23 protein-coding genes and 1 tRNA gene are annotated in these 26,011 nt (G+C 68.5%); 18 read left to right on the forward strand and 6 right to left on the reverse strand.

Going from position 1 to position 26,011, the window contains the following annotated elements:
- The first annotated feature begins 17 nt into the window (after positions 1-17).
- The 9 genes from ACI7YT_RS04520 to ACI7YT_RS04560 all read left to right on the forward strand — a co-directional run bounded on the left by ACI7YT_RS04520 (position 18) and on the right by ACI7YT_RS04560 (position 11,031).
- A complete protein-coding gene (locus ACI7YT_RS04520) occupies positions 18-2,291 on the forward strand; it encodes a DNA polymerase III subunit gamma and tau (RefSeq protein ID WP_406249279.1) in 2,274 nt (757 codons plus the stop codon).
- Complete coding sequence (gene recR / locus ACI7YT_RS04525) at positions 2,291-2,884, forward strand: recombination mediator RecR (protein WP_406249280.1); 594 nt, start codon at positions 2,291-2,293, stop codon at positions 2,882-2,884. The genes ACI7YT_RS04520 and recR overlap by 1 nt, the downstream gene beginning before the upstream one ends.
- Positions 2,885-2,906: 22 nt before the next feature.
- Positions 2,907-3,824 carry a DMT family transporter gene (locus ACI7YT_RS04530; protein WP_406249281.1) on the forward strand — a complete coding sequence of 306 codons (918 nt, stop codon included), beginning with the start codon at positions 2,907-2,909 and terminating at the stop codon, positions 3,822-3,824.
- A gap of 129 nt (positions 3,825-3,953) precedes the next feature.
- On the forward strand, positions 3,954-5,240 hold the full coding sequence (locus ACI7YT_RS04535; protein WP_406249282.1) for an aspartate kinase: 1,287 nt from the start codon (positions 3,954-3,956) through the stop codon (positions 5,238-5,240).
- Positions 5,241-5,353: 113 nt separating this feature from the next.
- The gene (locus ACI7YT_RS04540; RefSeq protein ID WP_406249283.1) at positions 5,354-6,424 is read left to right on the forward strand and encodes an aspartate-semialdehyde dehydrogenase; all 1,071 of its coding nucleotides are present in this window, start codon (positions 5,354-5,356) and stop codon (positions 6,422-6,424) included.
- A gap of 212 nt (positions 6,425-6,636) precedes the next feature.
- A complete protein-coding gene (gene mqo, locus ACI7YT_RS04545) occupies positions 6,637-8,067 on the forward strand; it encodes a malate dehydrogenase (quinone) (protein ID WP_406250491.1) in 1,431 nt (476 codons plus the stop codon).
- A gap of 9 nt (positions 8,068-8,076) precedes the next feature.
- Positions 8,077-8,733, forward strand: coding sequence for a thymidine kinase (locus tag ACI7YT_RS04550; protein ID WP_406249284.1), 657 nt, complete (start codon positions 8,077-8,079; stop codon positions 8,731-8,733).
- A 293-nt stretch (positions 8,734-9,026) separates the two neighbouring features.
- Positions 9,027-9,749 carry a FadR/GntR family transcriptional regulator gene (locus ACI7YT_RS04555; protein ID WP_406249285.1) on the forward strand — a complete coding sequence of 241 codons (723 nt, stop codon included), beginning with the start codon at positions 9,027-9,029 and terminating at the stop codon, positions 9,747-9,749.
- Between the two features lie 19 nt (positions 9,750-9,768).
- The gene (locus ACI7YT_RS04560) at positions 9,769-11,031 is read left to right on the forward strand and encodes an alpha-hydroxy-acid oxidizing protein (protein WP_406250492.1); all 1,263 of its coding nucleotides are present in this window, start codon (positions 9,769-9,771) and stop codon (positions 11,029-11,031) included.
- An 11-nt stretch (positions 11,032-11,042) separates the two neighbouring features.
- On the opposite strand, the gene ACI7YT_RS04565 is transcribed toward ACI7YT_RS04560, so the two are convergent.
- From ACI7YT_RS04565 to ACI7YT_RS04585, 5 genes are all read right to left on the reverse strand, one after another.
- On the reverse strand, positions 11,043-11,876 hold the full coding sequence (locus tag ACI7YT_RS04565) for a DUF1295 domain-containing protein (RefSeq protein WP_406249286.1): 834 nt from the start codon (positions 11,874-11,876) through the stop codon (positions 11,043-11,045).
- 36 nt (positions 11,877-11,912) lie between these two features.
- The gene (locus ACI7YT_RS04570) at positions 11,913-12,668 is read right to left on the reverse strand and encodes an HAD-IIB family hydrolase (protein WP_406249287.1); all 756 of its coding nucleotides are present in this window, start codon (positions 12,666-12,668) and stop codon (positions 11,913-11,915) included.
- A gap of 60 nt (positions 12,669-12,728) precedes the next feature.
- Positions 12,729-12,802: transfer RNA gene (locus ACI7YT_RS04575), tRNA-Pro, on the reverse strand.
- Positions 12,803-12,864: 62 nt separating this feature from the next.
- Positions 12,865-13,800: a metallophosphoesterase gene (locus tag ACI7YT_RS04580; protein ID WP_406249288.1), complete on the reverse strand. Its 936-nt coding sequence runs from the start codon at positions 13,798-13,800 to the stop codon at positions 12,865-12,867.
- The gene (locus ACI7YT_RS04585) at positions 13,800-16,445 is read right to left on the reverse strand and encodes a transglycosylase domain-containing protein (RefSeq protein ID WP_406249289.1); all 2,646 of its coding nucleotides are present in this window, start codon (positions 16,443-16,445) and stop codon (positions 13,800-13,802) included. Before ACI7YT_RS04585 ends, ACI7YT_RS04580 begins: the two co-directional genes overlap by 1 nt.
- Before the next feature lie 81 nt (positions 16,446-16,526).
- Between ACI7YT_RS04585 and ACI7YT_RS04590 the strand changes: the two genes are divergently transcribed.
- On the forward strand, positions 16,527-16,751 hold the full coding sequence (locus ACI7YT_RS04590) for a hypothetical protein (protein ID WP_406249290.1): 225 nt from the start codon (positions 16,527-16,529) through the stop codon (positions 16,749-16,751).
- Positions 16,748-17,206 carry a RidA family protein gene (locus ACI7YT_RS04595; RefSeq protein ID WP_406249291.1) on the forward strand — a complete coding sequence of 153 codons (459 nt, stop codon included), beginning with the start codon at positions 16,748-16,750 and terminating at the stop codon, positions 17,204-17,206. Before ACI7YT_RS04590 ends, ACI7YT_RS04595 begins: the two co-directional genes overlap by 4 nt.
- A 63-nt stretch (positions 17,207-17,269) precedes the next feature.
- Here ACI7YT_RS04595 and acs read toward each other — a convergent pair whose 3' ends face one another.
- A complete protein-coding gene (acs, locus tag ACI7YT_RS04600) occupies positions 17,270-19,237 on the reverse strand; it encodes an acetate--CoA ligase (RefSeq protein ID WP_406249292.1) in 1,968 nt (655 codons plus the stop codon).
- A 373-nt stretch (positions 19,238-19,610) separates the two neighbouring features.
- Here acs and ACI7YT_RS04605 point away from each other — a divergent pair, with 373 nt between their 5' ends.
- The 7 genes from ACI7YT_RS04605 to tmk all read left to right on the forward strand — a co-directional run bounded on the left by ACI7YT_RS04605 (position 19,611) and on the right by tmk (position 25,976).
- Entirely contained in the window at positions 19,611-20,600 is a 990-nt protein-coding gene (locus tag ACI7YT_RS04605) for a TadA family conjugal transfer-associated ATPase (RefSeq protein WP_406249293.1), read from the forward strand.
- Positions 20,594-21,502, forward strand: coding sequence for a type II secretion system F family protein (locus ACI7YT_RS04610; protein ID WP_406249294.1), 909 nt, complete (start codon positions 20,594-20,596; stop codon positions 21,500-21,502). The genes ACI7YT_RS04605 and ACI7YT_RS04610 overlap by 7 nt, the downstream gene beginning before the upstream one ends.
- 53 nt (positions 21,503-21,555) lie before the next feature.
- Positions 21,556-21,762 (forward strand): DUF4244 domain-containing protein, encoded by a 207-nt coding sequence (locus tag ACI7YT_RS04615; protein WP_406249295.1) that lies wholly within the window; start codon positions 21,556-21,558, stop codon positions 21,760-21,762.
- The gene (locus ACI7YT_RS04620; protein WP_406249296.1) at positions 21,762-22,106 is read left to right on the forward strand and encodes a TadE family type IV pilus minor pilin; all 345 of its coding nucleotides are present in this window, start codon (positions 21,762-21,764) and stop codon (positions 22,104-22,106) included. Before ACI7YT_RS04615 ends, ACI7YT_RS04620 begins: the two co-directional genes overlap by 1 nt.
- Positions 22,106-22,435, forward strand: a complete 330-nt coding sequence (locus ACI7YT_RS04625) for an Rv3654c family TadE-like protein (protein WP_406249297.1) — start codon at positions 22,106-22,108, stop codon at positions 22,433-22,435. The genes ACI7YT_RS04620 and ACI7YT_RS04625 overlap by 1 nt, the downstream gene beginning before the upstream one ends.
- A 77-nt stretch (positions 22,436-22,512) precedes the next feature.
- Positions 22,513-25,344 carry a type I DNA topoisomerase gene (gene topA / locus ACI7YT_RS04630; protein ID WP_406249298.1) on the forward strand — a complete coding sequence of 944 codons (2,832 nt, stop codon included), beginning with the start codon at positions 22,513-22,515 and terminating at the stop codon, positions 25,342-25,344.
- Positions 25,341-25,976 (forward strand): dTMP kinase, encoded by a 636-nt coding sequence (tmk, locus tag ACI7YT_RS04635; protein ID WP_406249299.1) that lies wholly within the window; start codon positions 25,341-25,343, stop codon positions 25,974-25,976. The genes topA and tmk overlap by 4 nt, the downstream gene beginning before the upstream one ends.
- The last annotated feature ends 35 nt before the right edge of the window (positions 25,977-26,011 follow it).

Genomic DNA, 26,011 nt, shown 5'->3' on the forward strand with positions numbered 1-26,011 from the left:
CGCCGTAGGCTGGACGGGTGACCACAGCCCTTTACCGCCGCTATCGGCCTGAGAACTTCGCGGAGATGATCGGGCAGTCGCAGGTGACCGAGCCGCTCATGACGGCGCTGCGCGGTGATCGCGTCGGACACGCCTATCTGTTCTCCGGCCCGCGCGGTTGCGGCAAGACGACGTCCGCTCGCATCCTCGCGCGCTGCCTGAACTGCGCCGAGGGCCCCACCGACACGCCCTGCGGTGTGTGCCCGAGCTGCGTCGAGCTGTCCCGCAGCGGCGGAGGCTCGCTCGACGTCGTCGAGATCGACGCCGCCAGCCACAACGGCGTCGACGACGCGCGCGATCTTCGCGAGCGCGCGACGTTCGCCCCCAGCCGCGATCGCTTCAAGATCTTCATCCTCGACGAGGCGCACATGGTGACGCCGCAGGGGTTCAACGCGCTGCTCAAGCTCGTGGAGGAACCGCCGGCTCACGTGAAGTTCATCTTCGCCACGACCGAGCCCGAGAAGGTGCTCGGCACGATCCGCTCGCGCACGCACCACTATCCCTTCCGGCTCGTGCCGCCGGCGGCGATGCTCGAATACGTCGAGAAGCTGTGCGTCGAAGAGGGCGTCGAGGTCGAGCAGGGCGTGCTGCCGCTCGTGGTGCGCGCCGGCGGCGGCTCGCCGCGCGACACCCTGTCGCTGCTGGACCAGCTGATCGCCGGGTCCGATGGAGACCACGTCGCGTATGAGCGCGCGGTCTCGCTGCTCGGCTACACGCACGCCGCGCTGCTGGACGAGATCGTCGACGCCCTGGCGGCCGGCGATGCCGCGGCCGCGTTCCCCGCCGTCGACCGCGTCGTGCAGACCGGTCAGGATCCGCGTCGCTTCGTGGACGACCTGCTCGAGCGGCTGCGCGACCTCATCGTGATCGCGGCAGTCGGGGACGGGGCCGCCGCCGTGCTGCGCGGCATTCCCTCCGACGAGATGCAGCGGATGCAGTCGCAGGCCTCGGCCTTCGGCCAGGCGCGACTCTCGCAGACGGCCGACATCGTGAGTGCCGCGCTCGACGACATGTCCGGCGCGACCTCACCGCGCCTGCACCTCGAGCTCATGATCGCCCGCGTGCTCGCCCCCGTCGTGGCCGCTGCTCCCGCTGTTGCGCCTGCGGCTCAGACCGCGCCTGCTGCCGCCGCGCCTGCTGTCGCGCCCGCGGCTCAGGCCGTGCCTCCCTCTGCGTCCGTTCCGGTCGCGCCTCTCTCCGCGCCTGTTGTCGCGCCCGCTCCGGTCGCGCCTCCCGCTTCGCTCGTTGAGCGAGCCGCAGGCGAGCCGAAACGCGTTCCTGCGGAGACCCCGTCACCAGAGGCATCCGCACCGGCTCCTGAACCCGCACCGGCTTCAGATCCCGCACCGGCTTCAGATCCCGCACCGGCTTCAGAACCCGCACACGAACCCGCCTCCGCCACCCCGCCGGCCGCATCGACACCGGTGGACTTCGACCGGATCCGCTCCGCCTGGCAGGCCGTGCTGAAGCGTCTCGAGTCGATCAGCCGCACGGCATGGCTGATGGTGACTGCGATCCAGCCGTTGGCGTACGAGACGGACACCGAGGTGCTCACGCTCGGCTTCGCCGGCCCGCAGGACGTCACCCGGTTCAAAGGGCCGACGCCGGGCCCCGGCCCCTCGGATCACCTGCGCACCGCGATCGAGCAGGAGCTCGGCGTGAAGGTGAAGTACAAGCCCGCTCCACTGCCCCCGGCTGCGGCGTCCGTGCCGCCCGCCGCAGCGCCGGCGACACCGGCATCCGAACCTGCCCCTCGGCCGAGCGCGTTATCGTCCTCGCCGGTGACCGAGTGGGCCGTCGCGCCCATCCCGAAGGGGAACGAGCCGCCGCAGACTCCGCTGCCGGTCGATGACGAACCGGCCGAGGTCGAGTCGGCCGCGTCGGCGCCGCAGCCGCCCGTCGACGGACGCGTCTCGGACGACGAACCGCCGCTGCCGGACGACGACCAGGCTCCGGACGAAGACGAACCGCCGTACGATCCGTCGGATGAGCCCGGCCCTGTGGGATACGGGGCCGCGCCGGCTTCGGCATCCGCACCGTCCGAGCCCGCGGCATCCGCTGTCGTCAGCACGCCGGCGCCGCAGGCATCCCAGGCGGCGCGTCCCGCACCGCAAGCGCCTGTCGTCACCGCTCGCTCCGTGGCCCCAGAGGGCATCCAGCGCTACGGCGAAGCCGTGATCCGCCAGGTGCTGGGTGGGACGTTCGTGCGCGAAGAGCCGTACGAGCCCCCGACGGCGACGAGGTTCAGCTGATGTACGACGGCATCGTCCAGGAGCTCATCGACGAATTCGGCCGCCTTCCGGGGATCGGCCCCAAGTCGGCCCAGCGCATCGCCTTCCACATCCTGCAGACCCCGTCGTTCGACGTCGCGCGGCTGTCCGAGCTGCTCACAGAGGTCCGCGCCCGCGTGCGGTTCTGCGAGGTCTGCGGCAACGTCTCCGAACAGGACCGCTGCACGATCTGCCGCGATCCGCGGCGCAACGCAGCCCTCATCTGCGTCGTCGAGGACGCCAAGGACGTCGCGGCGATCGAACGCACGCGCGAGTTCCGCGGTCTGTACCACGTGCTCGGCGGCGCGATCAGCCCGATCGCCGGCATCGGCCCCGACGATCTGCGGATCGCCCAGCTCATGACGCGCCTCGCGGACGGCACGGTGCAGGAGGTCATCCTCGCCACCAATCCGAATCTCGAGGGCGAGGCGACCGCGAGCTACCTCAGCCGCCTGCTGACGACGATGCAGATCACCGTGTCGCGCCTGGCATCCGGTCTCCCTGTCGGCGGCGACCTCGAATACGCCGACGAGGTCACCCTCGGTCGCGCCTTCGAAGGCCGCCGCACGCTGTGACGATCGACGCACAGGAAACCCGGTGAACGCGCACACCACGGTGAGTCGGCGGGGCTGGCTGCTGTTCGGCGCCATGGCTCTGCTGTGGGGAGTGCCTTACCTGTTCATCCGCATCGCCGTGGAGTCGTACTCGCCTCCGGCGATCGTGGCCGGTCGCACTCTCGTGGCCGCGCTCCTCCTGCTGCCGTTCGCGATCCGCAGCGGCGCTCTGCGACCTGCGCTCAAGAAATGGCCGTGGGTGCTCGCGTTCGGACTCGTCGAGATGGGCGGGCCGTTCGTGTTCCTCGGCCACGCCGAGCAGACGCTGCACTCCGGGCCGACCGGTCTGCTGGTCGCGACCGTGCCGCTGTTCGCCGCGCTGATCGCGCTCGGCGGCGGCGATCGCACCGTGCTGCGGCCCCTTCGCCTCGGCGGACTGCTGGTCGGCTTCGTCGGCGTCGCGATCGTCGTCGCAGGACCCGGCCTCGCCTCCGGCGACCTGATCGCGGCGGGGGAGGTGCTGCTGGTCGCCGTGCTGTACGCGATCGCGCCGTTCATCATCGCGCGCAAGCTCGGCGACGTGCCGTCGCTCGGCACGATCACCCTCGCGCTGCTCGCGATCGGCATCATCTACCTGCCGATCGCCTTCGCGACACAGCACGAGATGCCGACGCTCGAGTCGACCGGAGCACTGCTCGCCCTCGCGGTCATCTGCACGGCGATCGCCTTCCTCGCCTTCTTCGCGCTGATCCGCGAAGTCGGGCCGGTGCGAGCGCCCCTGTTCACCTACGTCAACCCGATCGTCGCCATCCTCCTCGGCGCGCTCGTGCTCTCGGAGCCGATCACACCCGGCCTGCTGATCGGGTTCCCGCTCGTGATCATCGGATGCTGGTTCGCAGCCACCGGCGGACGCCTGCGCTCGGCCCCCGCCGTGACGCCGACTCCTCCGCCGACGCCGTGATCACGGCATCCTCGACCGGCTGACCGGCCCAGCGCTGTTGTCGCCGACGTCACATACGCAATCGGGCATATGGCGCGAAAGTAGAATGTGCGGTGGGCGGATCCGCCCGAAATATCTGGGAGTGTTTCCGTGGCCCTCATCGTGCAGAAGTACGGCGGCTCGTCTGTCGCCGACGCAGAGAGCATCAAGCGCGTCGCCAAGCGCATCGTCGACACTCGTCGTGCCGGCCACGACGTCGTCGTAGCGGTGAGCGCGATGGGCGATACGACCGACGAACTGCTGGATCTCGCGGCCGAGGTCGCCCCGATCCCGGCTCCGCGCGAGATGGATATGCTGCTCTCCAGCGGTGAGCGCATCTCGATGGCGCTGCTGGCGATGGCCATCCACTCGATGGGGTTCGAGGCGCGCTCCTACACCGGACCGCAGGCCGGAATGCGAACCGACGACAAGTACGGCTCCGCCCGCATCGTCGAGGTCAACCCCAAGCGCGTGCGCGAGGCGCTCGACGAGGGCGCGATCGTCATCGTCGCCGGATTCCAGGGGCTCAACGACGACACGCAGGACATCACGACGCTCGGCCGCGGCGGGTCGGACACCACCGCCGTCGCATTGGCGGCCGCGCTCAAGGCCGACGTCTGCGAGATCTACAGCGACGTCGACGGCATCTTCACCGCAGACCCGCGCGTCATTCCGAAGGCGCGCAAGCTCGATCACGTCTCCAGCGAGGAGATGCTCGAGCTCGCCGCCAACGGCGCCAAGGTCCTGTACATCCGCGCCGTCGAGTACGCGCGCCGCCACGGCGTCCTGATCCACGCCCGTTCGTCGTTCTCGGCGGCCGAAGGCACGTATGTTCTTGGTCGGGGGATGCTCAACCCCCGCGAATCTGAGGGAGAAGTCATGGAAGAACCGATCGTCGCAGGCGTCGCCACCGACCTCAGCCAGGCCAAGATCACGATCATCGGCGTTCCCGATGTGCCGGGGAAGGCGGCGGAGATCTTCCAGATCGTCGCGAAGTCGGGCGCGAACGTCGACATGATCGTGCAGAACGTGTCGGCTGCGGCCACCGGGCGCACGGACATCTCCTTCACGCTTCCCAAGGCCGATGCCGCGGCCGCGCTCAAGGCGCTCGCCGGCGAGCAGGCGGACATCGGCTTCGAGAGCCTCGTCCACGACGACCAGATCGGCAAGCTCTCGGTCGTCGGTGCCGGCATGCGCACGCACTCCGGCGTCTCGGCGAAGCTGTTCGAGGCGCTGTCGATCGCGGGTGTGAACATCGAGATGATCTCGACGTCTGAGATCCGCATCTCGGTCGTGCTGCGCGGCGACGAGCTCGCCGACGCCGCGCGCGCCGTGCACACCGCTTACGGCCTCGACAACGAGATCGAGGCGACGGTCCACGCCGGCACCGGCCGCTGACACGGCGCGGTAGACTCGCCGAAACCCTGACATCGGCGCCAGGCGCGGCATCCGCACTCCGACGCCGCGCCGAGCGCCTCGCCTGCAGTTCTGCATCAGCCCGAGGAAAGCACATGACCCGTATCTCCGACTCAGGATTCTCCGTCGCCATCGTCGGCGCCACCGGACAGGTGGGCACCGTGATGCGCGAGATTCTCAGCGAGCGGTCGTTCCCGATCCGCGAGCTGCGTCTGTTCTCGTCCGCACGCTCGGCGGGCAGCGCGATCGAGTTCGGCGGCGTCACGGTCATCGCCGAGGACGTCGAGACGGCAGACCCGGCCGGTATCGAGATCGCGCTGTTCTCCGCTGGTGCCACGGCCAGCCGCGCTTACGCGCCGCGCTTCGCCGAGGCCGGAGCCGTCGTCATCGACAACTCCAGCGCCTGGCGCAACGACCCCGAGGTTCCGCTCGTGGTCAGCGAGGTCAATCCGCACGCGATCGACGAGCGACCCAAGGGCATCATCGCCAACCCGAACTGCACGACGATGGCCGCGATGCCGGTGCTCAAGGCGCTGCACGCCGAGGCCGGTCTCGAGCGGCTCATCGTGTCGACGTACCAGGCGGTCTCCGGCTCCGGTCTCGCCGGTGCGCAGGAGCTGCTCGGACAGGTCGAGGGCGTCCTGGCGCAGGGCGACACGCTGCGCCTCGTGCACGACGGATCCTCCATCGACTTCCCGCAGCCCGAGAAGTACGTCGCGCCCATCGCGTTCGACGTGATCCCGTTCGCAGGCAACCTCGTCGATGACGGGCAGAACGAGACCGACGAGGAGAAGAAGCTCCGCAACGAGAGCCGCAAGATCCTCGAACTCCCTGAGCTGCGCGTCGCCGGCACGTGCGTGCGCGTTCCGGTCTTCACCGGCCACTCGCTGTCCATCCACGCCGAGTTCGCGGGCGACATCACCCCCGACCGCGCGCGTGAGGTGCTGGATGCCGCACCCGGCGTCGTACTCGAGGAAGTCCCCACCCCGCTGTACGCCGCAGGCAAGGACCCGAGCTTCGTCGGTCGCATCCGCGCCGACCAGTCCGCCCCGGAGGACAAGGGCCTCGTGCTGTTCATCAGCAACGACAACCTGCGCAAGGGGGCGGCGCTGAACGCCGTCCAGATCGCCGAGATCGTCGCCGCGCGTCTCGCCGTCCCGGCCTGACCCGGCCGCCTCATCCGACACCGCGGTACGAATGTCGGGACGATTCCCGGGTGTCGGACGATGCAGCCCTGGATGGCCCTGCATCCGGGGGATTTCCTGACATCCGTACCCGAGATCGGTCCGTGCGGCCGCCGGTCGGAGCGGATGCCGGGGCGAACTAGACTGGACGGGTGACTGAAACCGTCGACGTCGTCCTCATCGGTGGCGGCATCATGAGCGCCACCCTCGGTACGCTGCTGCACGAACTGCAGCCGGACTGGAAGATCGTCGCCTTCGAGCGGCTGAGCGAGGTGGCGCAGGAGAGCTCCAACCCGTGGAACAACGCGGGCACGGGGCATGCCGCCCTCTGCGAGCTCAACTACATGCCGAAGAACCCGAACGGCCCGCTCGACCCCGCCAAGGCGGTGTCGATCAACGAGCAGTTCCAGCAGAGCCGCCAGTTCTGGTCCTCGCTGGTGGACAAGGGCGTGCTCGACGAGCCGTCGACGTTCATCAACGCCACGCCGCACATGACGTTCGTGCGCGGCGAGCAGGATGTCGCCTACCTCAAGGAGCGCTACGAAGTGCTCAAGCAGCAGCCGCTGTTCGAGGGCATCGAGTTCTCCGACGACTCCCGCGTCATCAACACCTGGGCCCCGCTGCTCATGCAGAAGCGCCGCAAGGGCGAGCCGTTCGCGGCGACGCGCGTGCCGGCCGGGACCGACGTCGACTTCGGTGCGCTCACCCACCAGCTCTTCGATCACCTCACCTCCAGTGGCGTCGACCTGCGCACCAACCAGGAGGTCCGCAGCCTCAAGCGCCAGAAGGACGGCACGTGGCTGGTCAAGTACCGCACGGGCCTCGGCCTCACCCCGAGCGAGGTGAAGGCGCGTTTCGTCTTCGTCGGCGCCGGCGGATGGGCGCTGAAGCTGCTGCAGCGTTCCGGCATCCCCGAGATCAAGGGCTACGGCGTCTTCCCGATCGGCGGGCAGTTCCTCAAGACGACGAACCCGAAGGTCGTCGCCCAGCACAAGGCGAAGGTGTACTCGCAGGCCTCCGTCGGAGCTCCGCCGATGTCGGTGCCGCACCTGGACACCCGCGTCGTCGACGGCGAGGAATCGCTCCTGTTCGGGCCATTCGCCACCTTCAGCCCGAAGTTCCTCAAGAACGGATCGTGGTTCGACATTGTCGGGCAGGTCCGTACGCACAACCTCTGGCCGATGCTGCGGGTCGCTTTCGCGAACCCGGATCTCATCACGTACCTCGTCAGCGAGCTGGTGAAGAACCACGGCAAGAAGGTCGACAGCCTGCGCGAGTTCGTGCCGACCGCGAAGGACGAGGACTGGACGCTGATCCAGGCCGGCCAGCGCGCTCAGGTCATGAAGAAGGACCCCGAGAAGGGCGGCATCCTGCAGTTCGGCACCGAGGTCGTCTCCGCCGCCGATGGTTCGATCGCCGGGCTCCTCGGTGCGTCGCCTGGAGCATCCACGGCCGTTCCGATCATGCTCGAGCTGCTGCAGAAGTGCTTCCCCGAGGACTACCCGTCGTGGGAGCCGACGCTGCGCGAGCTCATCCCGACGTACGGCGAGAAGCTCAACGAGGATGCCGCGGCCGCTGAGCAGTCGATGACGTCCACGGCCGCGACCCTCGGCATCAACCGCTAGCAGGCGACCGTGGCGAAGCTCTACTTCCGCTACGGCGCGATGAACTCGGGCAAGTCCACGTCGCTGCTGCAGGCCGCATACAACTACGAAGAGCGTGGTCAGCACGTTCTGCTCGCCAAGCCCGCGATCGACACCAAGGGCGCGTCGCAGATCGAGAGCCGTCTCGGTGTCACCCGTGACGTCGACTTCCTGATCGGCCCGCAGGACGACGCCCGAGAGCTGTTCCTGCACCACCGGGAGCGGATGCGGCGGCACGACGACGAGGGACTCATCCCGGCCGAGCGGCCGGCGGATGTCGCCTGCCTGCTCATCGACGAGGCTCAGTTCCTCACGCCGGATCAGGTGGACGATCTGTTCCGCATCGCGGTCGTCGACGGCATCCCGGTGATGGCCTACGGCATCCGCAACGATTTCCTCACGCATGCCTTCCCCGGCTCCGCCCGCCTGCTGGCCATCGCGCATTCACTGGAGGAGCTCAAGACGATCTGCCGCTGCGGACGCAAGGCGGTGTTCAACGGACGGGTCGTCGGCGGGCGCTTCGTCTTCGACGGCGATCAGGTCGCGATCGACCAGGGCGCGGGTGGCTCAGCGCCGGTCGATGTCGTCACCTACGAGTCGCTGTGCGGCAACTGCTACCTCGAGGAGTCCGGCGGCCGCCTCGGCTGAGTCCCGTGGCGCCGGTTCCGTGTCGGTTCCCGTGCTGGTGCGTGTCCGGGTTCGTGCGGGTTCCCGGGTCCTGAACCCGCGTATGCCCGGACATGCCTGACTGCGTGTCCGGGTTCGTGCGGGTTCCCGGGTCCTGAACCCGCGTAGACCCGGACATGCCCGACTGCGTGTCCGGGTATCTGCGAGTCATGGATCCGTTCACCAGCACCAACCCGGACGCACCTGCGCGGACATCTGCGCTTGCGTGGTCTGACCACACAGGCTAACCTGTGGTCAGACCACAGGAGGATCGGATGCCGGAGTCCACGCCACGCGCCTGGCGCACGGTGCTCGAGCACATCGAGACGGACCTGCTCGAGTGCCGTCTCGGACCGGGCGACCGCCTCCCGTCCGAACGGGACCTGTCGGCCGATCTCGGCGTCGGCCGCTCCAGCGTCCGCGAGGCGCTGCGCGTTCTCGAGGTGATGGGGCTGATCCGCACGGCGACCGGCTCGGGGCCGCAGGCCGGCGCGATCGTCATCGCGACGCCCACCGGGGGCATGTCGGCACTGCTGCGCCTCCAGGTGGCCGCACAGGGCTTCCCGCTGGCGGATGTCGTGAAGACCCGGCTCGTCCTCGAGGATGCCGTGGCCACCGCTCTCGCCGCCGACCCCGGCCGCGACACCGGCGAGGCGCACCGCATCCTCGCCGCGATGGACTCGGACACCCTGACACCGGGGGAGTTCCTCGCCCTCGACGCACAGCTGCACCTCGCGCTGGCCGAGGCGTCCGGCAACGCAGTGATCGCCGCGATGATGGCGGGGCTGCGGACTGCGATCGAGTCCTACGTGCAGGCCGGAGTCGCCGGCATCGACGACTGGTCGGCGATGGCCTCGCACCTGCGAGCCGAGCATCACGCGATCGTCGAGGCGATCGACGCGGGAGACGGCGAGCACGCCCGCACGCTCCTCAAGACCCACATCACCGGCTACTACACCGCCGCGGGGCTGACCCGCGTGCCCACCACCCGAACCTGAGCACCCCGAAAGGACCATGATGGTCAAGCGCCAGCTGCCCAACCCGGTCGAGATCCTCGACCTGATGAAGTTCAAGAAGCCGGAGCTGGACGGTCGCAAGCGCCGCCTGGATGCGGCTCTGACGATCTCCGACCTGCGCACGATCGCCAAGCGCCGCACGCCGAAGGCGGCGTTCGACTACACCGACGGCGCCGCCGAGGGCGAACTGTCGCTGTCGCGCGCCCGGCAGGCGTTCGAGGATGTCGAGTTCCACCCCGGCATCCTCAGGCCTGCCCCCGAAGTCGACACGTCCGTCGAGATCCTCGGCGGTCCGTCCGCGCTGCCGTTCGGCATCGCACCGACCGGTTTCACCCGCCTGATGCAGACCGAGGGGGAGGAGGCCGGAGCGGGAGCCGCGGCGGCCGCCGGCATCCCGTTCACGCTGTCCACGCTCGGGACCACCTCGATCGAGGGGGTGAAGGCGGCGAACCCCCACGGACGCAACTGGTTCCAGCTGTACGTGATGCGCGACAGGGAGATCTCGTACGAGCTCACCCGCCGTGCAGCGGCCGCCGGGTTCGACACGCTCCAGTTCACGGTCGACACACCGGTCGCCGGCGCCCGCCTGCGCGACAAGCGCAACGGGTTCTCGATCCCGCCGCAGCTCACGCTCGGCACGATCATCAACGCCATCCCTCGGCCCTGGTGGTGGTACGACTTCCTCACCACGCCCAAACTCGAGTTCGCTTCTCTCAGCACCACGGGCGGCACGGTCGGCGAGCTGCTGGATGCCGCGATGGACCCGACGATCAGCTACGACGACCTCGCGGTGATCCGCGACCTGTGGCCCGGCAAGATCGTCATCAAGGGCGTTCAGAACGTGGAAGACTCGGTCCTGCTGAAGGATGCCGGAGTCGACGGCATCGTGCTGTCCAACCACGGCGGACGCCAGCTCGATCGTGCCCCGATCCCGTTCCACCTGCTGCCGAAGGTGCGGCAGGCGGTGGGCGACGACTTCACCGTCATGATCGACACCGGCATCATGAACGGTGCGGATATCGTCGCCGCCATGGCGCTCGGCGCGGACTTCACGATGATCGGTCGCGCTTACCTGTACGGGCTCATGGCCGGCGGGCGTCAGGGCATCGACCGCACCATCACGATCCTGCGCACCGAGATCGAGCGCACCATGCGCCTACTGGGCGTCTCGTCGATCGCCGAGCTCGAGCCCGGCCACGTCACGCAGTTGCAGCGGCTGGTCCCCGTCGCCGGCGTCGGCGCGGAGGCACACCTCATTCATTGACGCGGCGCCGCTCAGGCGTTCACGCGCCTGCGCGGCGGCCACAGCACGATCATCGACGTGCGCCGGCGATAGGCGGCGTACGCGGGGTATCGCGAAGCGGAGATCGACTCGGTGAAGATCGTCGAGCCGATGAACAGCGCGGTCAGCAGCACAGGGCCGACGATCGAGGCGTTGACCACGCCCCCGAGGAATCCCGCACCGGATGCCACGGCCGCGGTGGTGCCGAACGTATAGAACATCCACCACTGCGCCTGCTCGAAGAAGAAGTTCGGATGGCGGCTGTACCGGAACAGGCCCTCGCTGAGGAACCCATCGCCGAGTGCGCCGCCGGCGGCTTTCTTGCGCTGGTGGAAGTTCCACTGCTGCTGGTCGGCGATCGTCTCGCCGACCAGCAGCGCGACGAACAGCGCGGTGAACACGGCATCCCATCCGGTGAACGGTGCGGGATTGCGCAGCGCGACGTCCGCGGGGAGTGTGATGAGCACGAGCAGCGTCATCTGGAACGCGACGATGAACAGCAGATTGAACACCTGGAACAACCAGGCGGGGAGGCGGGAGCGGAGGATCGCCCAGCGGTAGTCCTCTGTGCCGGTGTAGCCGCCCTTGCGGGCGAAGTTGAACGTGAGCCGCACGCCCCAGGCGGTGACGAGCAGCGCCATCACCACGAGACGCGTCGCATCGATCCCGGATGCCAGCGCATCCGCGGTGAAGATCCAGACGTAGATCACCGGCACGATCGACCACGCGCGATCCACCCAGGAGGTGTCGCGCGTGATGAGCGAAAGAACCCAGCAGGCCGCACTGGCGGCGGCAGCGACGATGATGACCAGGGTGAGCGGGTCCATGCCGCCATCGTAGGGCGTCCAGCATCCCGCGAGCGGTCAGAGCGTCGTGAGCAGTTCGTCGAGCTTGTCGGCGGTGTCTTCCCAGCCTTCGACGGCGATCGAGCGCACACCGAGCGCCAGGACCGGGTAGTCGTTGCCGCCGACGTCGAGCCGATCGCCGTAGAAGAGCATGTCCGACAGCGGGATGCCGGTGTGCTCGGTCAGAGCCGACATGCCGTACGCCTTGTCGATGCCTGCGCGGGTGATGTCGATCGAGGTCGAACCGCCGGCCCGGACTTCCAGGCCGGGCAGGCGTGCTGCGACGGCATCCCGCAGTGCCAGGCGCTTCTCGCCGGTCGGATCCCAGGCGTGCTTGGCCTCGCGCGGGGCCTGCTGGCCGAGCGCGGAGAAGGTGATCTGCGAGCCGCGGTCCTCGAGGATCTCGCCCCAGGGAGCGGATTCCCACAGTCCGAGGCGCTCGGCTTCTTCGCGCAGGGCGGTGAGCGCGGCATCCTTCTCGTCCTGGGCGAGGTCGTGCGCGTAGACCGCGGCGAAGTCCTCGCCGTCGTGCCGCAGGTAGCGGGTGCCGCACGTGGGGAGGAGGTGCAGTCGGCCGAGTTCCGCGGCATCCGCGTCGCCGAGCTGGGCGATGACCTGCGCGCGGAACTGGTCCTCGTTGCCGCCGGAGATGATGGCGACCTCGACCGTGCGCAGCAGGGCGCGCAGCAGGGCGGCGATCCGAGGATCGATGGCGCCCTTCGACGGGGCGAGCGTGTCATCGAGGTCGAAGGCGACGAGGCGCGTGGGGGTCATCTGCTCTCCAGTGCGGTGGATACGCGAGAGGGCCCGCCTTGCGGCGGACCCTCTCTGTTGTCGGGGTGACAGGATTTGAACCTGCGGCCTCTTCGTCCCGAACGAAGCGCGCTACCAAGCTGCGCCACACCCCGTTTGACAACCGTTCGAGTCTACAACGAATCCTCCGAGAGACCGAATCGAGGCGGCTCCTCGGTCACGCGCGGGCCGTGAGGGTCAGCAGCGTCGCCTCGGGGCGGCAGGCGAACCGGATCGGCGCATAGATCGAGTGGCCGCAGCCGGCGCTGACGTTCAACGGGACCGTGCGGTCGTCGTGCGTCCACGTGCTCAGGCCCTTCGCCTGCTTCAGCGGGATGTCGCAGTTCGCGACGAGCGCCCCGAAGCCGGGCAGGCACACCTGTCCGCCGTGGGTGTGACCGCCCAAGATGGCATCGGCTCCGAGGTCGACGTATGCGTTCAGAACGCGCTGGTACGGGGCGTGCGTGACGCCCAGCAGGGGAGTGGTGTCGCTGCGCGCGCCGAGCGATGCCAGCGCGTCGGGAAGAACGTCCAGCTCATCCCAGTCGCGGTGCGCGTCGCTCACGCCGACGAAGTCGACGTCGGTACCGGCGACCCGCAGGCGTGCCGCCGTGTTGTTCAGATCCGTCCAGCCGAGTTCATCGGTGAAGTAGTGATTCATCGCGTCGGTGTCGAGGAAGTCGGGCTCTTCAGGACGCTCCGACGGACCGGTGAAGTACTTCAGCGGGTTGCGCGGCGATGGCGCCAGCACGTCGTTGGAGCCGTGGACGAACACCCCGGGGATGCCGGCCAGAGGAGCGAAGGCACGACGGAGGCCCTCGATCCCTCGCTCGTGGCCGAGATTGTCGCCCGTGTTGATGATCAGGTCGGGTTCGAGCTCGGCGAGCGATGCGAGCCAGTCCTGCTTGCGGTGCTGCCACGGTGCCATGTGCGCGTCGGAGATGTGCAGCACCCGAAGGGGTGCTGACCCGGCCGGGAGCGCCGGAGCGGACACGGTGCGCACGGTGAACAGGTAGCGCTCGATGCCGATGCCCCAGACGGCGGCCGCGACGCCGGCGGCCCCCACCGCGCCGAGCGCGATGAGGGCCGGGTAAGCCGAAGAAGGCTTCGCCATCAGTCGTCGTTGCCGTTGCCGTTTCCGCCATCAGCACTGCAGACCACGGCGATGGTGGTGCTGCGGTTCACCGCGGTGCCGGCTGGCGGGTTGGTCGACTCGACCTCGGCGTTCGGGAGGCCGCAGGAGGCATCCCAGGCGAGGTTGCTGAGCCCGGCGCTGGCGAGCTCGCTCTGCGCCTTGCTCGCCTTCTCACCGACGACGTCCGGCACTGTTGCGCCCTGGCCGTTGCTGGGCGAGATCGTGACGGTGGCGCCGCCCGCGATCCGGCCCGCACCGGGGGACTGCGCGGCGATCTGATCGGTCGGCAGGTTGCTGTCGACCGGGGCGCCGACGGTCACAGTGAATCCCGCGTCCGTGAGCGTCTTCGTGGCGTCGTCGATCGTCTTGCCGACGACGTCAGGAAGGTCGCGAAGGATCGTGCGAGTCAGGTTCTTGTCCGGTTCGGGGAACGCGTCGCCGAGATACCACGCGTTCGCTGTGCGCTGCATGTCCTCCGCGATGGGGAAGCGAAGGCTGTTCAGGCGCGTGCCGTTCGACGAGAAGTTGCGCAGCACCCCAGGGCCTTCGACGTTGCCGACCCAGACCGCGGTGGTGACCTTGGTGCTGGACTCGATCATCATCGTCTGCGTCGTCTCGTGCGTACCGGTCTTGCCGATGACGGGGATGCCGTCGTTCGGGTTCGCCTGTCCACCGGTTCCGCCGTACATGACTCCGCGCAGGGCGTAGGCAGCCGTGGCGGCCACCTCGGGGGAGATCGCCTGCTCGCACTTCGACTCCGGCAGCGGCAGTTCGGTGCCATCCTGGTCGACGATCTTGTCGATCGCACGCGGGGTGCAGTAGATCCCCTTGTTGGCCACGGTCGCATAGGCGTTCGCCATGGCAAGCGGCGCGATGTTCTTGGATCCGATCACGTCGCCCTGATTGTTCGACTTGGTGACCTTCTCGAGCTCGCCCGTGTCCTTGTCGATGCCGCCGAGCGTCACACCGAGGCGGTCAGCCATCTTGTTGATGTCGCAGATGTCGAGCTGCTGCGCCATCGCGAGGTATCCGGTGTTGAGCGACGACGAGGTGAATCGCATAGGCGTGCCTGTGTAGCCGCCGACCTTGCCCGAGTTCTCGAACTTGTGGGTGTTGGTCACGGTGTCCCCGCAGATCGTGAACGGGGTGATCAATCGGAACGTGCCGTTCAGGACCTCGTTGACAGAGTGCCCCTGCTCGAGCCAGTCCAGCAGGGTGAACAACTTGTAGGTCGATCCGACGTTGAACCCTGCCGAGCTCCCGTGCTTCGCGTCGGCCGCCCACACCTGGGCCGACTGCCCAGGAACCGGGTTGGCGGACTCGTTGAAGTCCGTGTTCTGAGTCAGCGACAGGATGCGGCTGGTGCCGACCTCGAGCTGCACGCCGGCGGCGCCGAGGTACAGGTTGGGGTGGGTAGCGACGACGTTCCTCGTCATCGTGTCGACGGCCGCCTGCTGGATGTCCAGGTTCAGAGTCGTGTAGATGTCCAGCCCGCCGCGCTGCAGCGTGTCGCGGCGCTCCTCCGGTGTGGCACCGAAGGCTTCATCGGACTGGATCACCGACTTCACGTACTGGCAGAAGTACGCGTTCTTCCCTGCCTCGGCACAGCCCTGCGTAGCAGGGTTGATGGCGGGAACGATCGGCTCCGCCAGCGTCGTGTCGTACTGCTCCTGCGTGATCTTGCCGTCCGCGAGGAGACGACCGAGCACGTAATTGCGGCGGTCGAGCGTCTGAGAGTACCCATCCGCCTCGCTGTTGATGAGAGCGCCCGTCTTGCTGTCCGTCATCGATCCTTCACGCATGTCGATGCGGTAGGAGTTCGGATTCTGCACCATGCCGGCCAGCGTGGCCGCCTGGTTGATGTTCAGGTTCGCCGCCGGGACGCTGTAGTAGTACTGCGACGCCGCTTCGATGCCGTAGGTGGTGCCGCCGAAGTTCGACAGGTTCAGGTAGCCGAGCAGGATGTCGTTCTTCGAGTATTCCTTCTCGATCTGCAGGGCGTAGCGCATCTCCTGCAGCTTGCGCTTCATGCCGTCGGTGCCCGAGGCGTTCGTGGCGTCGGTCCAGCAGTCGAGCAGCGCCTTCTGGTACTTCTGGGCGTCGTACACGCCGTCCTCGTTCTTGAACTCCGCGTCGTTCGGAGAGGTGTCCTTCTCGCAGCGCTGCACGAGCACGTTCTTCACGTACTGCTGGCTGATCGTCGACGCGCCACGGCTGGACGTTCCCTTGGCATAGTCCAGGAGCGCCTTGGCAGTGGCGCCGATGTTGATGCCGCTGTGATCGTAGAACGTCTTGTCCTCACTGGAGAGGATCGCGTCGTAGAGGATCGGCGCGACCTGCTCATAGGTCACAGGGATGCGGTTCTGGTCGTAGAACGACGCGAGTTTCTCCGTGCGGCCGTCCGAATGCGACGCCCAGAGCGTGGTCGGCTCCATGGGAGCATCCGGCTTGAGGTCGTTCGGAATGTCCTCGAAGAGGTCGACGGCGGCCGAGCCGGTGAGGCCGGTCATCGCGATCGCCGGGGTCACGGTTGCCGTGACGAGAACTCCGGCGACGACACTGAGCCCGACGAGTCCGAGGAGTCCGCCGAGCACACCCTTCAGCGTGCGATTGTTCTGAGGCATACGCTAGATCGTAGGGGAGTTCCCTGAAAAACCACCTCGACGCGGGCCCCGGCCACGACGTCGCCGACGTGCAGGAGTGCCATGACCACGTGGGAATATCTCACCACGCCGCTGTTGATCCACAACACCGCTGCGATCCTCAACAACTGGGGAAAGCAGGGCTGGGAGCTGGTGCAGGTCGTCCAGGGCCCCGAAGGCGGGCTCGTCGCCTACTTCAAGCGCCCCACCGCGGAAGACGGTGCGAACAGCGCCGGTCTCGCGGCGGCCGAGCAGGCCGCTCGCCAGTTCGAGGGCGGCGAAGCATGACCCTCACCTCGCGCCTGGAAGAGCTGGGAATCGAGCTGCCGGCCGTCGCGGCTCCCGTCGCGGCATACGTGCCGGCCGTCGTGCACGGCGACCTCGTCTACACGTCCGGCCAGCTGCCGTTCACGGCTGGTGAGCTGCCCGCGACCGGCAAGGTCGGCGCAGGGGTCTCTGCGGACGATGCCAAGGCGTATGCCCGCACCTGCGCGCTCAACGCGCTCGCCGCCGCCGCGGATGCCGCTGGCGGCCTCGAGAAGATCGTCGGCGTGCTGCGGCTCGGTGGCTTCGTGGCATCCGATCCGTCGTTCACCGGCCAGCCCGGAGTCATCAACGGCGCCAGCGAGGTTCTCGGCGAGATCTTCGGGGATGCCGGCAGGCACGCACGCGCGGCCGTCGGCGTTCCGGTGCTGCCGCTGGACAGCCCCGTCGAGGTCGAGGTCACGTTCATCCTCGCGTGAGCATTGTCGCTACGACGAAGGCCTCCTCCCTTCTGAGGGAGGAGGCCTTCGTCGTTCGGTGGCCTATTTCACCTGCGCCGAAATGATGCTCATGACCGCCGTGTCGGCGAGGGTCGTGGTGTCGCCGACCTCGCGTCCTTCGGCGACGTCGCGCAGCAGGCGGCGCATGATCTTGCCCGAGCGGGTCTTGGGCAGCTCGCCGACGATGTACACGTCGCGCGGACGAGCGATCGCACCGATCTGCTCGCCCACCCAGATGCGCAGCTGCTGTGCCAAGCCCTCGGGGGTGTGCTCCGAGAGGAAGCTCTCCTTGAGGATCACGAACGCCACGACAGCCTGACCGGTGGTCTCGTCGGCGGCTCCGACGACCGCGGCCTCCGCCGTGGCCTCGTGCGCGACCAGCGCCGATTCGATCTCGGCGGTCGACAGCCGGTGGCCCGAGACGTTCATCACGTCATCCACTCGGCCGAGCAGCCAGAGGTCGCCGTCCTCGTCGAGCCGCGCGCCGTCTCCCGCGAAGTAGTAGCCCTGGTCGGCGAACTTCTCCCAGTACGTCTCGACGTAGCGCTCCGGGTCGCCCCAGATGCCGCGCAGCATGCTCGGCCACGGTTCGGTGACGACCAGGAGGCCGCCGTTGCCGTTGCCCACCTCGGCGCCGGATTCGTCGACGACGTCGATCGAGATACCAGGAAGCGGCACCTGTGCGGATCCGGGCTTCGCCGCCGTGATGCCGGGCAGCGGCGACACCATGATCGCGCCGGTCTCGGTCTGCCACCAGGTGTCCACGATGGGGGTCTTGCCCGCGCCGATCACATCGCGGTACCAGATCCACGCCTCGGGGTTGATCGGTTCGCCGACCGATCCGAGCAGGCGGAGGCTGGACAGGTCGAACTTCTTCGGCACGCTCCGGCCTGTCTTCATGAACGAGCGGATCGCCGTCGGCGCGGTGTAGAAGATCGTGACGCCGTACTTCTCGATGATCTCCCACCAGCGGCCGGGGTGCGGTGCATCCGGTGTGCCCTCGTACATCACCTGGGTGGCGCCATTGGCGAGCGGGCCGTATGCGACGTAGCTGTGCCCGGTGATCCAGCCGATGTCGGCGGTGCACCAGTACACGTCCGTCTCCGGATGCAGGTCGAACACGTTCTTGTGCGTGTACGCGGCCTGGGCGAGGTAACCGCCGGAGGTGTGCAGGATCCCCTTGGGCTTCCCTGTCGTGCCGGACGTGTAGAGGATGAAAAGCGGATTCTCGGCGGGGAAGGCCTCGGCGGTGTGCTCTGCAGATGCCGCGGGCACCGCATCGTGCCACCAGATGTCCCGCCCATCGACCCAGTCGACCTCGTTCTCGCCTCGGCGCACCACGAGGACGTGCTCGACGGTCTTCTGATCCCCGTCCCCGCGGTCGCTCAGCGCCTGATCGACGGCCGGCTTCAGCGCGGAGACGCGGCCCTTGCGATAGCCGCCGTCCGCGGTGATGACGAGCTTCGCGCCGGCGTCGTCGATGCGCGAACGCAGGCTGTCCGCGCTGAAACCGCCGAAGACGACGGAGTGGATCGCGCCCAGACGTGCGACCGCGAGCATCGACACGACCGCTTCGGGGATCATCGGCAGATAGATCGCCACGCGGTCGCCGTGACCGACGCCGAGGTCGGAGAGCACGTTGGCCGTGCGCTTGACCTCTTCGGTCAGCTCGGCATAGGTGATGCGGCGGGAATCGCCCGGCTCGCCCTCCCAGAGCAGTGCGACGCGGTCGCCGTTGCCGGCCTCGACGTGGCGGTCCAGGCAGTTGTATGCGACGTTCAGCTCGCCGTCGTCGAACCACTTCGCGAACGGAGGGTTCGACCAGTCGAGCACGTTCGTGAACGGGGCGTGCCAATGCAGCAGCTCGCGGGCCTGCTCGCCCCAGAATCCTTCACGGTCCGACGCGGCGCGCTCGTAGAGTTCGGGTTTCGCCACGGCCTCCGCGGCGAACTCCGCAGACGGCGGAAACTGACGGGTCTCGTCGAGGAGGTGGTCGATCTGACTGCTCATGCACGCGCTCCTTTGCGGCGGGACGTGGTCGTGCAGGGCACACGACCGTGACACGGTGAATCTAGTGTGCGCCCCGGACATCCATTACCGCCGAAAGTCGGTACGGACACGGGTTTTGTCAGGACGGTGGCGTTGCGTACACTCGACGACAGCCGAATTCTCATTCTGGCCTTGGCGTGCCCTCCATCCCCCGATCGGGGCGCGTCGTGGGCGGCATCTCATTCCCCCCGTGAGGTGCCGCCCATTCCGTTGTCCGACGCGGTCTCGCCGCGCAGGTCGACTCCTTCTGCACCGATTCCGGGCGCGCGGGTCTTGTGCACAGGTCGCGGGTTCGGGCCGCTCCTGCGTCCTCGGCGGCTTCTAGCGTCGAGGCATGACCACTCCGTTCGTCATCGCCCCGCTGGGCGCCGAGTCAGCGCCCGATGCTGTCGCGATCGACCCCGCGTTCGGCCCGCTCGCGGTCCACTGCGCCGACGAGACCGTCACGGATGTCTTCGTCAATGGCGCCGCCGGTCTGTTCCTCGACCGCGGGCGGGGTGCCGAGCCGGTCGACGGATGGCGCGCGTCCGAACGCGAGGTGCGCGATCTCGCGGTCGCGCTCGTCGGACTCGGCGGGCGGCACCTCGATGACCGCTCGCCCTGCGTCGACGTCCGTCTCGAGCACGGCATCCGGGTCCACGCCGTGCTCGCGCCCGTCTCGACGGCCGGCACGGCACTGTCGATCCGGATTCCGCGCGTGCATGCCGGCGATCTCGCTGCACTGTCGGCACTCGGATGCTTCGACCAGCGCCGTCGCGTCTGGTTGGAGGACCTCGTCGCCAGACGGGCCAATATCCTCATCACCGGCGGCACAGGAACGGGCAAGACCACACTGCTGAGCGCGTTGCTGTCCGCCGCGCCCGCGCACGACCGGATCGTGACGATCGAAGACGTCGCCGAACTGCGCCCGCACCACCCGCATCATGTCGCGCTGGAGGCGCGGCAGGCCAATCTCGAGGGCGCCGGCGGGATCACGCTCGCCCGACTCGTGCGCGAGTCCTTGCGGATGCGACCCGACCGCCTCGTCGTCGGGGAGTGCAGAGGAGAAGAGGTGCGCGAACTGCTGACCGCGTTGAACACCGGGCACGACGGCGGAGCGGGCACGCTGCACGCCTCGGGGCTCGCCGATGTTCCCGCCCGGTTGGAAGCGCTCGGTGCGCTCGCCGGCATGGATGCGACCGCTCTTGCCCGCCAGGTGGTGAGCGCGTTCACGATCGTGCTTCATCTGGCGCGCGGAGCCGATGGTGTGCGGCGCATCGAGAGCGCCGGGCGATTCGAACTCGTGGGGGAGCGGCTCGGCATCCAGGAGGTGAGCCCGTGGTGACTCTCCACCGGAAGAAGGCGCCGGATGCCGGTGCCTCCGCTGCGCACGCGGCAGTCACCGTCCGCATGCTCGCGGTGCTGCTGCAAGCCGGCGCCGCACCAGTCACGGCCTGGCGACACCTCGCCGCGACCGGCGATGAACGCGCGGCACGTGTCATCGAGCGGTGCGACCGCGGGGATCCGCTGCCGATCGCGATCGAGGCCGAGGGCGGAGCGTGGCGGGACGTCGCAGCGGCGTGGGAGATCGCCGCACACGTCGGCGCGCCGCTCGCCGATGTCCTGCGATCGCTCGCAGAAGCGCTGCAGGACGCGGCATCCGCAGCGGACGACGTGCGCATCGCGCTCGCCGAGCCGGCCGGCACGGCCCGCCTGCTGCTGTGGATGCCCCCGTTCGGACTGCTGCTCGGCTTCGCGCTCGGATTCGACACGCTGAGAGTCATCACGACACAGCCGATCGGCATCGCCTGCGTCGTCGGCGGATTGCTGCTCGTGCTTGCTGCCCGGTTCTGGACGAGCCGACTCGTGCGTGCTGCCGAACCCGACGGACGCACCCCTGGCATGCACACCGAGCTCGTCGCCGTCGCGCTCTCGGGCGGCGTCTCGATCGAGCGTGCGATGCGTCTCGTCGCGGACAGTCTGCCGGGCGGCGGCGAGGCCTCAGCGCGAACCGGCGGAGTTCTCGAACTCTCGCGTGCGGCGGGCATCCCGGCGATCGAGCTGCTTCGCGCGTCGTCCGCACAGGACCGCCAGGACGCGCGTATCGGCGGTCGGTTGAAGGCCGCGAAGCTGTCAAGTCGGCTGCTCCTTCCCCTCGGCGTCTGCACGCTGCCGGCGTTCCTGCTGCTCGGAGTCGCGCCGTTGCTGCTGAGCGTGCTCGCCACGACGCCCCTGCCGTTGCTGTGACCCCGGATCGTCCAGCGATCCATACAGAGAAGAAGGAAGAGAAGAGGAACACCATGAATCGAAAGGCATCGCTCCCGGCGCTCACCCGCGCCAGAGCAGCACGACTGTTCGCCGACGAATCCGGTGCGGCGACAGCCGAGTACGCGATCACGACGATGGCGGCGGTCGCCTTCGCCGGCCTGCTGGTCGTCATCATGCGGTCGGATGAAGTGCGCGGCATCCTGACCGATCTCGTGCGCCGGGCGCTGACGGTGTCGTGATGAGCGGGCGTCGGCCGCGGGACGAGGGCTCCGTCGCCGCCGAACTGGCGGTCGCGGTGCCCGCCGTCCTGGTGGTGCTGCTCATCGGCGTCTCGGCGCTGGGGGCGGCCGCCAGACAGGTGAGCCTCCAGGATGCCGCGGCCGACGCCGCCCGCCTGCTCGGTCGTGGTGAATCCGCGGCGGTCGCGACCGCCGCGGTCACACGGGCCGTAGAGGGCGCCAGCGTCAGCACCGGCATGCGGGAGGATCTCGCCTGCGTCACCGCGCACGCCGATGTGCAGGTGGGGAGTCTCATCTCGATCCCGGTGCAGGCCTCCAGTTGCGCCTTGGCCGGAGGTCTGTGATGGCCGGGACGAGCATCGCGGCGGGCGTCCTCGCGGTTGCGGCGACGCTCACGTTCGGTCTCGCGGCCGTCGGCGGCGCGGCAGTGACAGCGCAGCGCGCGGCCGGAGCGGCCGATGCCGCAGCGCTCGCCGCCGCTGATGCGGCATCGGGGGCGGTGCCTGCACCGGAGGGGCCCTGTGCGCTGGCGGCGCGGGTGGCCTCGGCATCCGGAACCGAACTCACGCAGTGCGATCTGGCGGGACTCGTGGCGACGGTGACCGTCCAGGCGAAGTACGCTGGACTCGCAGCCGTCTCCCGAGCCCGTGCCGGGCCACCCGAGGGATTCTGACGGTCGATTCCACACAGCCGCTGTGAACACATCCGAACAGCGGTGTGTATGGTGTGCTTCGAAGAAAGGACGCACCCTTGGCTGAAGGCAAGAAGCTCGTCATCGTCGAGTCGCCGACGAAGATGCGGTCGATCCAGGGCTACCTCGGCGATGGGTACGAAGTACTCAGCTCCGTCGGGCACATCCGCGATCTCGCGGACAAGAAGGACATCCCCGCCGCCGACAAGCAGGCGTACGGGAAGTACTCGATCGACATCGAGAACGGGTTCGACCCCTACTACGTCGTCTCCGACCGCAAGTCGAAGACCGTCGCCGAGCTCAAGCGTGCGCTGAAGTCCGCAGACGAACTCCTGCTCGCCACAGATGAGGACCGCGAAGGCGAGGCGATCGCCTGGCACCTGCTGGAGACCCTCAAGCCGAAGGTCCCCGTCAAGCGCATGGTGTTCCACGAGATCACCAAGGACGCGATCCAGGCGGCGATCGGCAACACCCGCGAGCTCGATCTCGCGCTCGTCGACGCCCAGGAGACGCGCCGCATCCTCGACCGGCTGTACGGCTGGGACGTCTCGCCCGTGCTCTGGTACAAGGTGAAGTCAGGCCTGTCCGCCGGTCGTGTGCAGTCCGCGGCGACCCGCATGATCGTCGACCGCGAGCGCGAGCGCATGGCGTTCGTCTCGGCTGACTACTGGGATGTGGAGGCGCTCGCGTCATCCGCCTCGGCTTTCAAGGTGCGTCTGGTGCGCGTCGACGGCGGTCAGCTCGCCCGCGGCACCGACTTCGATGACACCGGCAAGCTCAAGAAGGCCGTCATCATCCTCGACGAGAAGAAGGCGCAGGCGCTCGCTCACGCTGTGGACGCCGCCGGCACGGGCACCGTCACCAAGGTCGAGGCCAAGCCGGGCACGCGCAGCCCTTACGCGCCCTTCACCACGTCGACCCTCCAGCAGGAGGCGGGTCGCAAGCTCTCGATGAGCGCGAAGCAGGCGATGAGCGTCGCCCAGCGCCTGTACGAGAAGGGTTTCATCACTTATATGCGCACCGACTCCACGGCGCTGAGTACCCAGGCGGTGCAGGCGGCGCGGAGCCAGGCGGTCTCGCTCTACGGCGACAGCGCTGTGCCGCTGAAGCCGCGCGTCTACAAGTCGAAGAGCAAGAACGCGCAGGAGGCGCACGAGGCGATCCGCCCCTCGGGCGAGACCTTCCGCACGCCGGCGTCGGTTTCCACCGAGCTGGATCGCGAAGAGCTGCGCGTCTACGACCTGATCTGGAAGCGCACCGTCGCCAGCCAGATGGCCGATGCGAAGTACGAGACCACCACGGTCACGATCGCCGTTCAGGCGGACGGGCAGCTGGCCGAGTTCACCGCATCCGGCACGGTCTACACCTTCAAGGGCTTCCTCGAGGCGTACGAAGAGGGTCGCGACGAGAAGCGCAACTCGCAGGATGCCGCGGAGAACCAGTCGCTTCCCGCCGTCGCCGTCGGTGACGAGCTGGGGATGGCGGATGCCGAGGCCAAGGGGCACCGCACCACGCCGAAGCCCCGCTACACGGAGGCGTCGCTGGTCAAGGCGCTCGAGGAGCACGGCATCGGCCGACCCTCGACGTTCGCGAGCATCATCGGTACGGTGATCGACCGCGGCTACGCGACCAAGCGCGGACAGGCGCTGGTGCCGACATGGCTCGCCTTCAGCGTGGTGAAGCTTCTCGAGGAGCACTTCGCCGATCTCATCGACTACGACTTCACCGCAGCGCTCGAAGACGACCTGGATGCCATCGCGCGCGGTGAGCAGAACCGCGTCGAATGGTTGAAGGAGTTCTACTTCGGCTCCGAGCAGCAGGTGGGTCTGCGCCAGGTCGTCGACAACCTCGGCGAGATCGATGCGCGAGCGCTGAACTCGACGCGCATCACCGACACCGCGACGCTCCGCTTCGGCAAGTACGGGCCGTACCTCGAGGTCGCTGACCCGGCCGACCCGGACGCCAAGCCGCGGATCGTGAACGTTCCTGAGGACCTCGCGCCGGACGAACTCACCGCCGCCAAGGCGCAGGAGCTCATCGACGCGCCGGTCGCGGGGGACCGCGTACTGGGGGAGAACCCCAACAACGGCAAGATCGTCGTCGTCAAGGACGGCCGATTCGGTCCGTACGTGCAGGAGAACGACCCCGTCGATCCGGATGCCGTCGATGAGGCCACCGGCGAAGTCGCCGAGAAGCCGAAGCCGAAGCGCGGCGCCAAGAAGGACACGGCTCCCAAGCCGCGCACGGCGTCCCTGTTCCGCTCGATGTCCGTCGAGACCATCGATCTCGACACCGCGCTGCAGCTGCTGAGCCTGCCGCGCGTCGTCGGCGCCGACCCCGAGTCGGGTGAGGAGATCACCGCGCAGAACGGCCGGTTCGGGCCCTACCTGAAGAAGGGCACCGATTCGCGGTCGCTGGAGAGCGAATCGCAGATCTTCGACGTCACGCTGGAGCAGGCCCTCGAGATCTACTCGCAGCCGAAGTACGGTGCCGGCTCCCGCCGCGCATCGAGCGCGCTCGCCGAGTTCGAGGCGGACCCGGTCAGCGGCAAGCCCATCCGCATCCGCGACGGCCGCTTCGGCGCCTACGTGACCGACGGAGAGACGAACGTCACGATCCCACGCGGCCAGCAGGTGCAGGACATCACCTTCGAGATCGCCGTCCAGATGCTCGCCGACAAGCGCGCCAAGGGGCCCGTGAAGCGCGGTGCCGCCAAGAAGGCTCCTGCGAAGAAGGCGCCGGCCAAGAAGCCGGCAGCCAAGAAGCCCGCGGCCAAGAAGTCCGCAACGGCTTCGACGAAGACGGATGCCGAGAAGGCCGCAGCCCGGTCTGCCGCAGCGAAGAAGGCCGCGGCGACGCGCGCCGCGAACGCCGCCGCGAAGAAGTCGTGACCGATCGGCGCGGCCTGTGGATCACGCTCGAGGGCGGTGACGGCGCAGGCAAGACGACGCAGGCGAACCTGCTCGAGACGTGGCTGTCCGAAGCAGGTCGCACGGTGCTGCGCACTCGAGAGCCAGGCGGCAGCGAGGTCGGGCAGCTGATCCGCGACATCGTGCTGCATCATCGAGGCGACATCGCGCCCCGCGCCGAAGCGCTGCTGTACGCGGCCGACCGCGCGCACCACGTCGCCACGGTGGTGCGCCCTGCCCTCGAGCGCGGCGACGTCGTCATCCAGGATCGCTACCTGGACTCCTCCGTCGCCTACCAGGGCGCTGGCCGCGTGCTGGATGCCGACGAGATCCGCAACCTGTCGCTCTGGGCGACCGAGGGCGCGCTTCCCGATCTGACGGTGCTGCTGGACCTCGACCCGCAGGTCGCACGGACGCGCCTCGACGCCGCAGACAAGCCCTTCGACCGGCTCGAGGCCGAGAAGCTCGAATTCCACGTGCGCGTGCGCGATGCCTTCCTGGCGCTCGCGGACGCCGAGTCGGCTCGCTTCCTCGTGCTGGATGCCGCGGCATCCCCGTCCGAGATCGCGGATGCCGTCCGCACCCGCGTCGCATCGCTCGTCACCGATCGCTGACCGTCTGCGCCGCTGCGAGGTCGGCGGCGGCCGTT

It is taken from the genome of Microbacterium sp. M (assembly GCF_045181065.1).
In the GTDB taxonomy this organism is placed as follows: domain Bacteria; phylum Actinomycetota; class Actinomycetes; order Actinomycetales; family Microbacteriaceae; genus Microbacterium.

What these genes read in the sequence shown, in the direction of transcription:
- recR (WP_406249280.1), top strand. Translation starts at nt 2,291, where the DNA reads ATGTACGACGGCATCGTCCAGGAGCTCATCGACGAATTCGGCCGCCTT.
- mqo (WP_406250491.1), top strand. Translation starts at nt 6,637, where the DNA reads ATGAGCGCCACCCTCGGTACGCTGCTGCACGAACTGCAGCCGGACTGG.
- ACI7YT_RS04590 (WP_406249290.1), top strand. Translation starts at nt 16,527, where the DNA reads ATGACCACGTGGGAATATCTCACCACGCCGCTGTTGATCCACAACACC.
- ACI7YT_RS04625 (WP_406249297.1), top strand. Translation starts at nt 22,106, where the DNA reads ATGGCCGGGACGAGCATCGCGGCGGGCGTCCTCGCGGTTGCGGCGACG.
- ACI7YT_RS04615 (WP_406249295.1), top strand. Translation starts at nt 21,556, where the DNA reads ATGAATCGAAAGGCATCGCTCCCGGCGCTCACCCGCGCCAGAGCAGCA.
- ACI7YT_RS04605 (WP_406249293.1), top strand. Translation starts at nt 19,611, where the DNA reads ATGACCACTCCGTTCGTCATCGCCCCGCTGGGCGCCGAGTCAGCGCCC.
- ACI7YT_RS04585 (WP_406249289.1), bottom strand. Translation starts at nt 16,445, where the DNA reads ATGCCTCAGAACAATCGCACGCTGAAGGGTGTGCTCGGCGGACTCCTC.
- ACI7YT_RS04580 (WP_406249288.1), bottom strand. Translation starts at nt 13,800, where the DNA reads ATGGCGAAGCCTTCTTCGGCTTACCCGGCCCTCATCGCGCTCGGCGCG.
- ACI7YT_RS04560 (WP_406250492.1), top strand. Translation starts at nt 9,769, where the DNA reads ATGGTCAAGCGCCAGCTGCCCAACCCGGTCGAGATCCTCGACCTGATG.
- ACI7YT_RS04555 (WP_406249285.1), top strand. Translation starts at nt 9,027, where the DNA reads ATGCCGGAGTCCACGCCACGCGCCTGGCGCACGGTGCTCGAGCACATC.
- ACI7YT_RS04595 (WP_406249291.1), top strand. Translation starts at nt 16,748, where the DNA reads ATGACCCTCACCTCGCGCCTGGAAGAGCTGGGAATCGAGCTGCCGGCC.
- acs (WP_406249292.1), bottom strand. Translation starts at nt 19,237, where the DNA reads ATGAGCAGTCAGATCGACCACCTCCTCGACGAGACCCGTCAGTTTCCG.
- ACI7YT_RS04565 (WP_406249286.1), bottom strand. Translation starts at nt 11,876, where the DNA reads ATGGACCCGCTCACCCTGGTCATCATCGTCGCTGCCGCCGCCAGTGCG.
- ACI7YT_RS04540 (WP_406249283.1), top strand. Translation starts at nt 5,354, where the DNA reads ATGACCCGTATCTCCGACTCAGGATTCTCCGTCGCCATCGTCGGCGCC.
- ACI7YT_RS04570 (WP_406249287.1), bottom strand. Translation starts at nt 12,668, where the DNA reads ATGACCCCCACGCGCCTCGTCGCCTTCGACCTCGATGACACGCTCGCC.
- ACI7YT_RS04620 (WP_406249296.1), top strand. Translation starts at nt 21,762, where the DNA reads ATGAGCGGGCGTCGGCCGCGGGACGAGGGCTCCGTCGCCGCCGAACTG.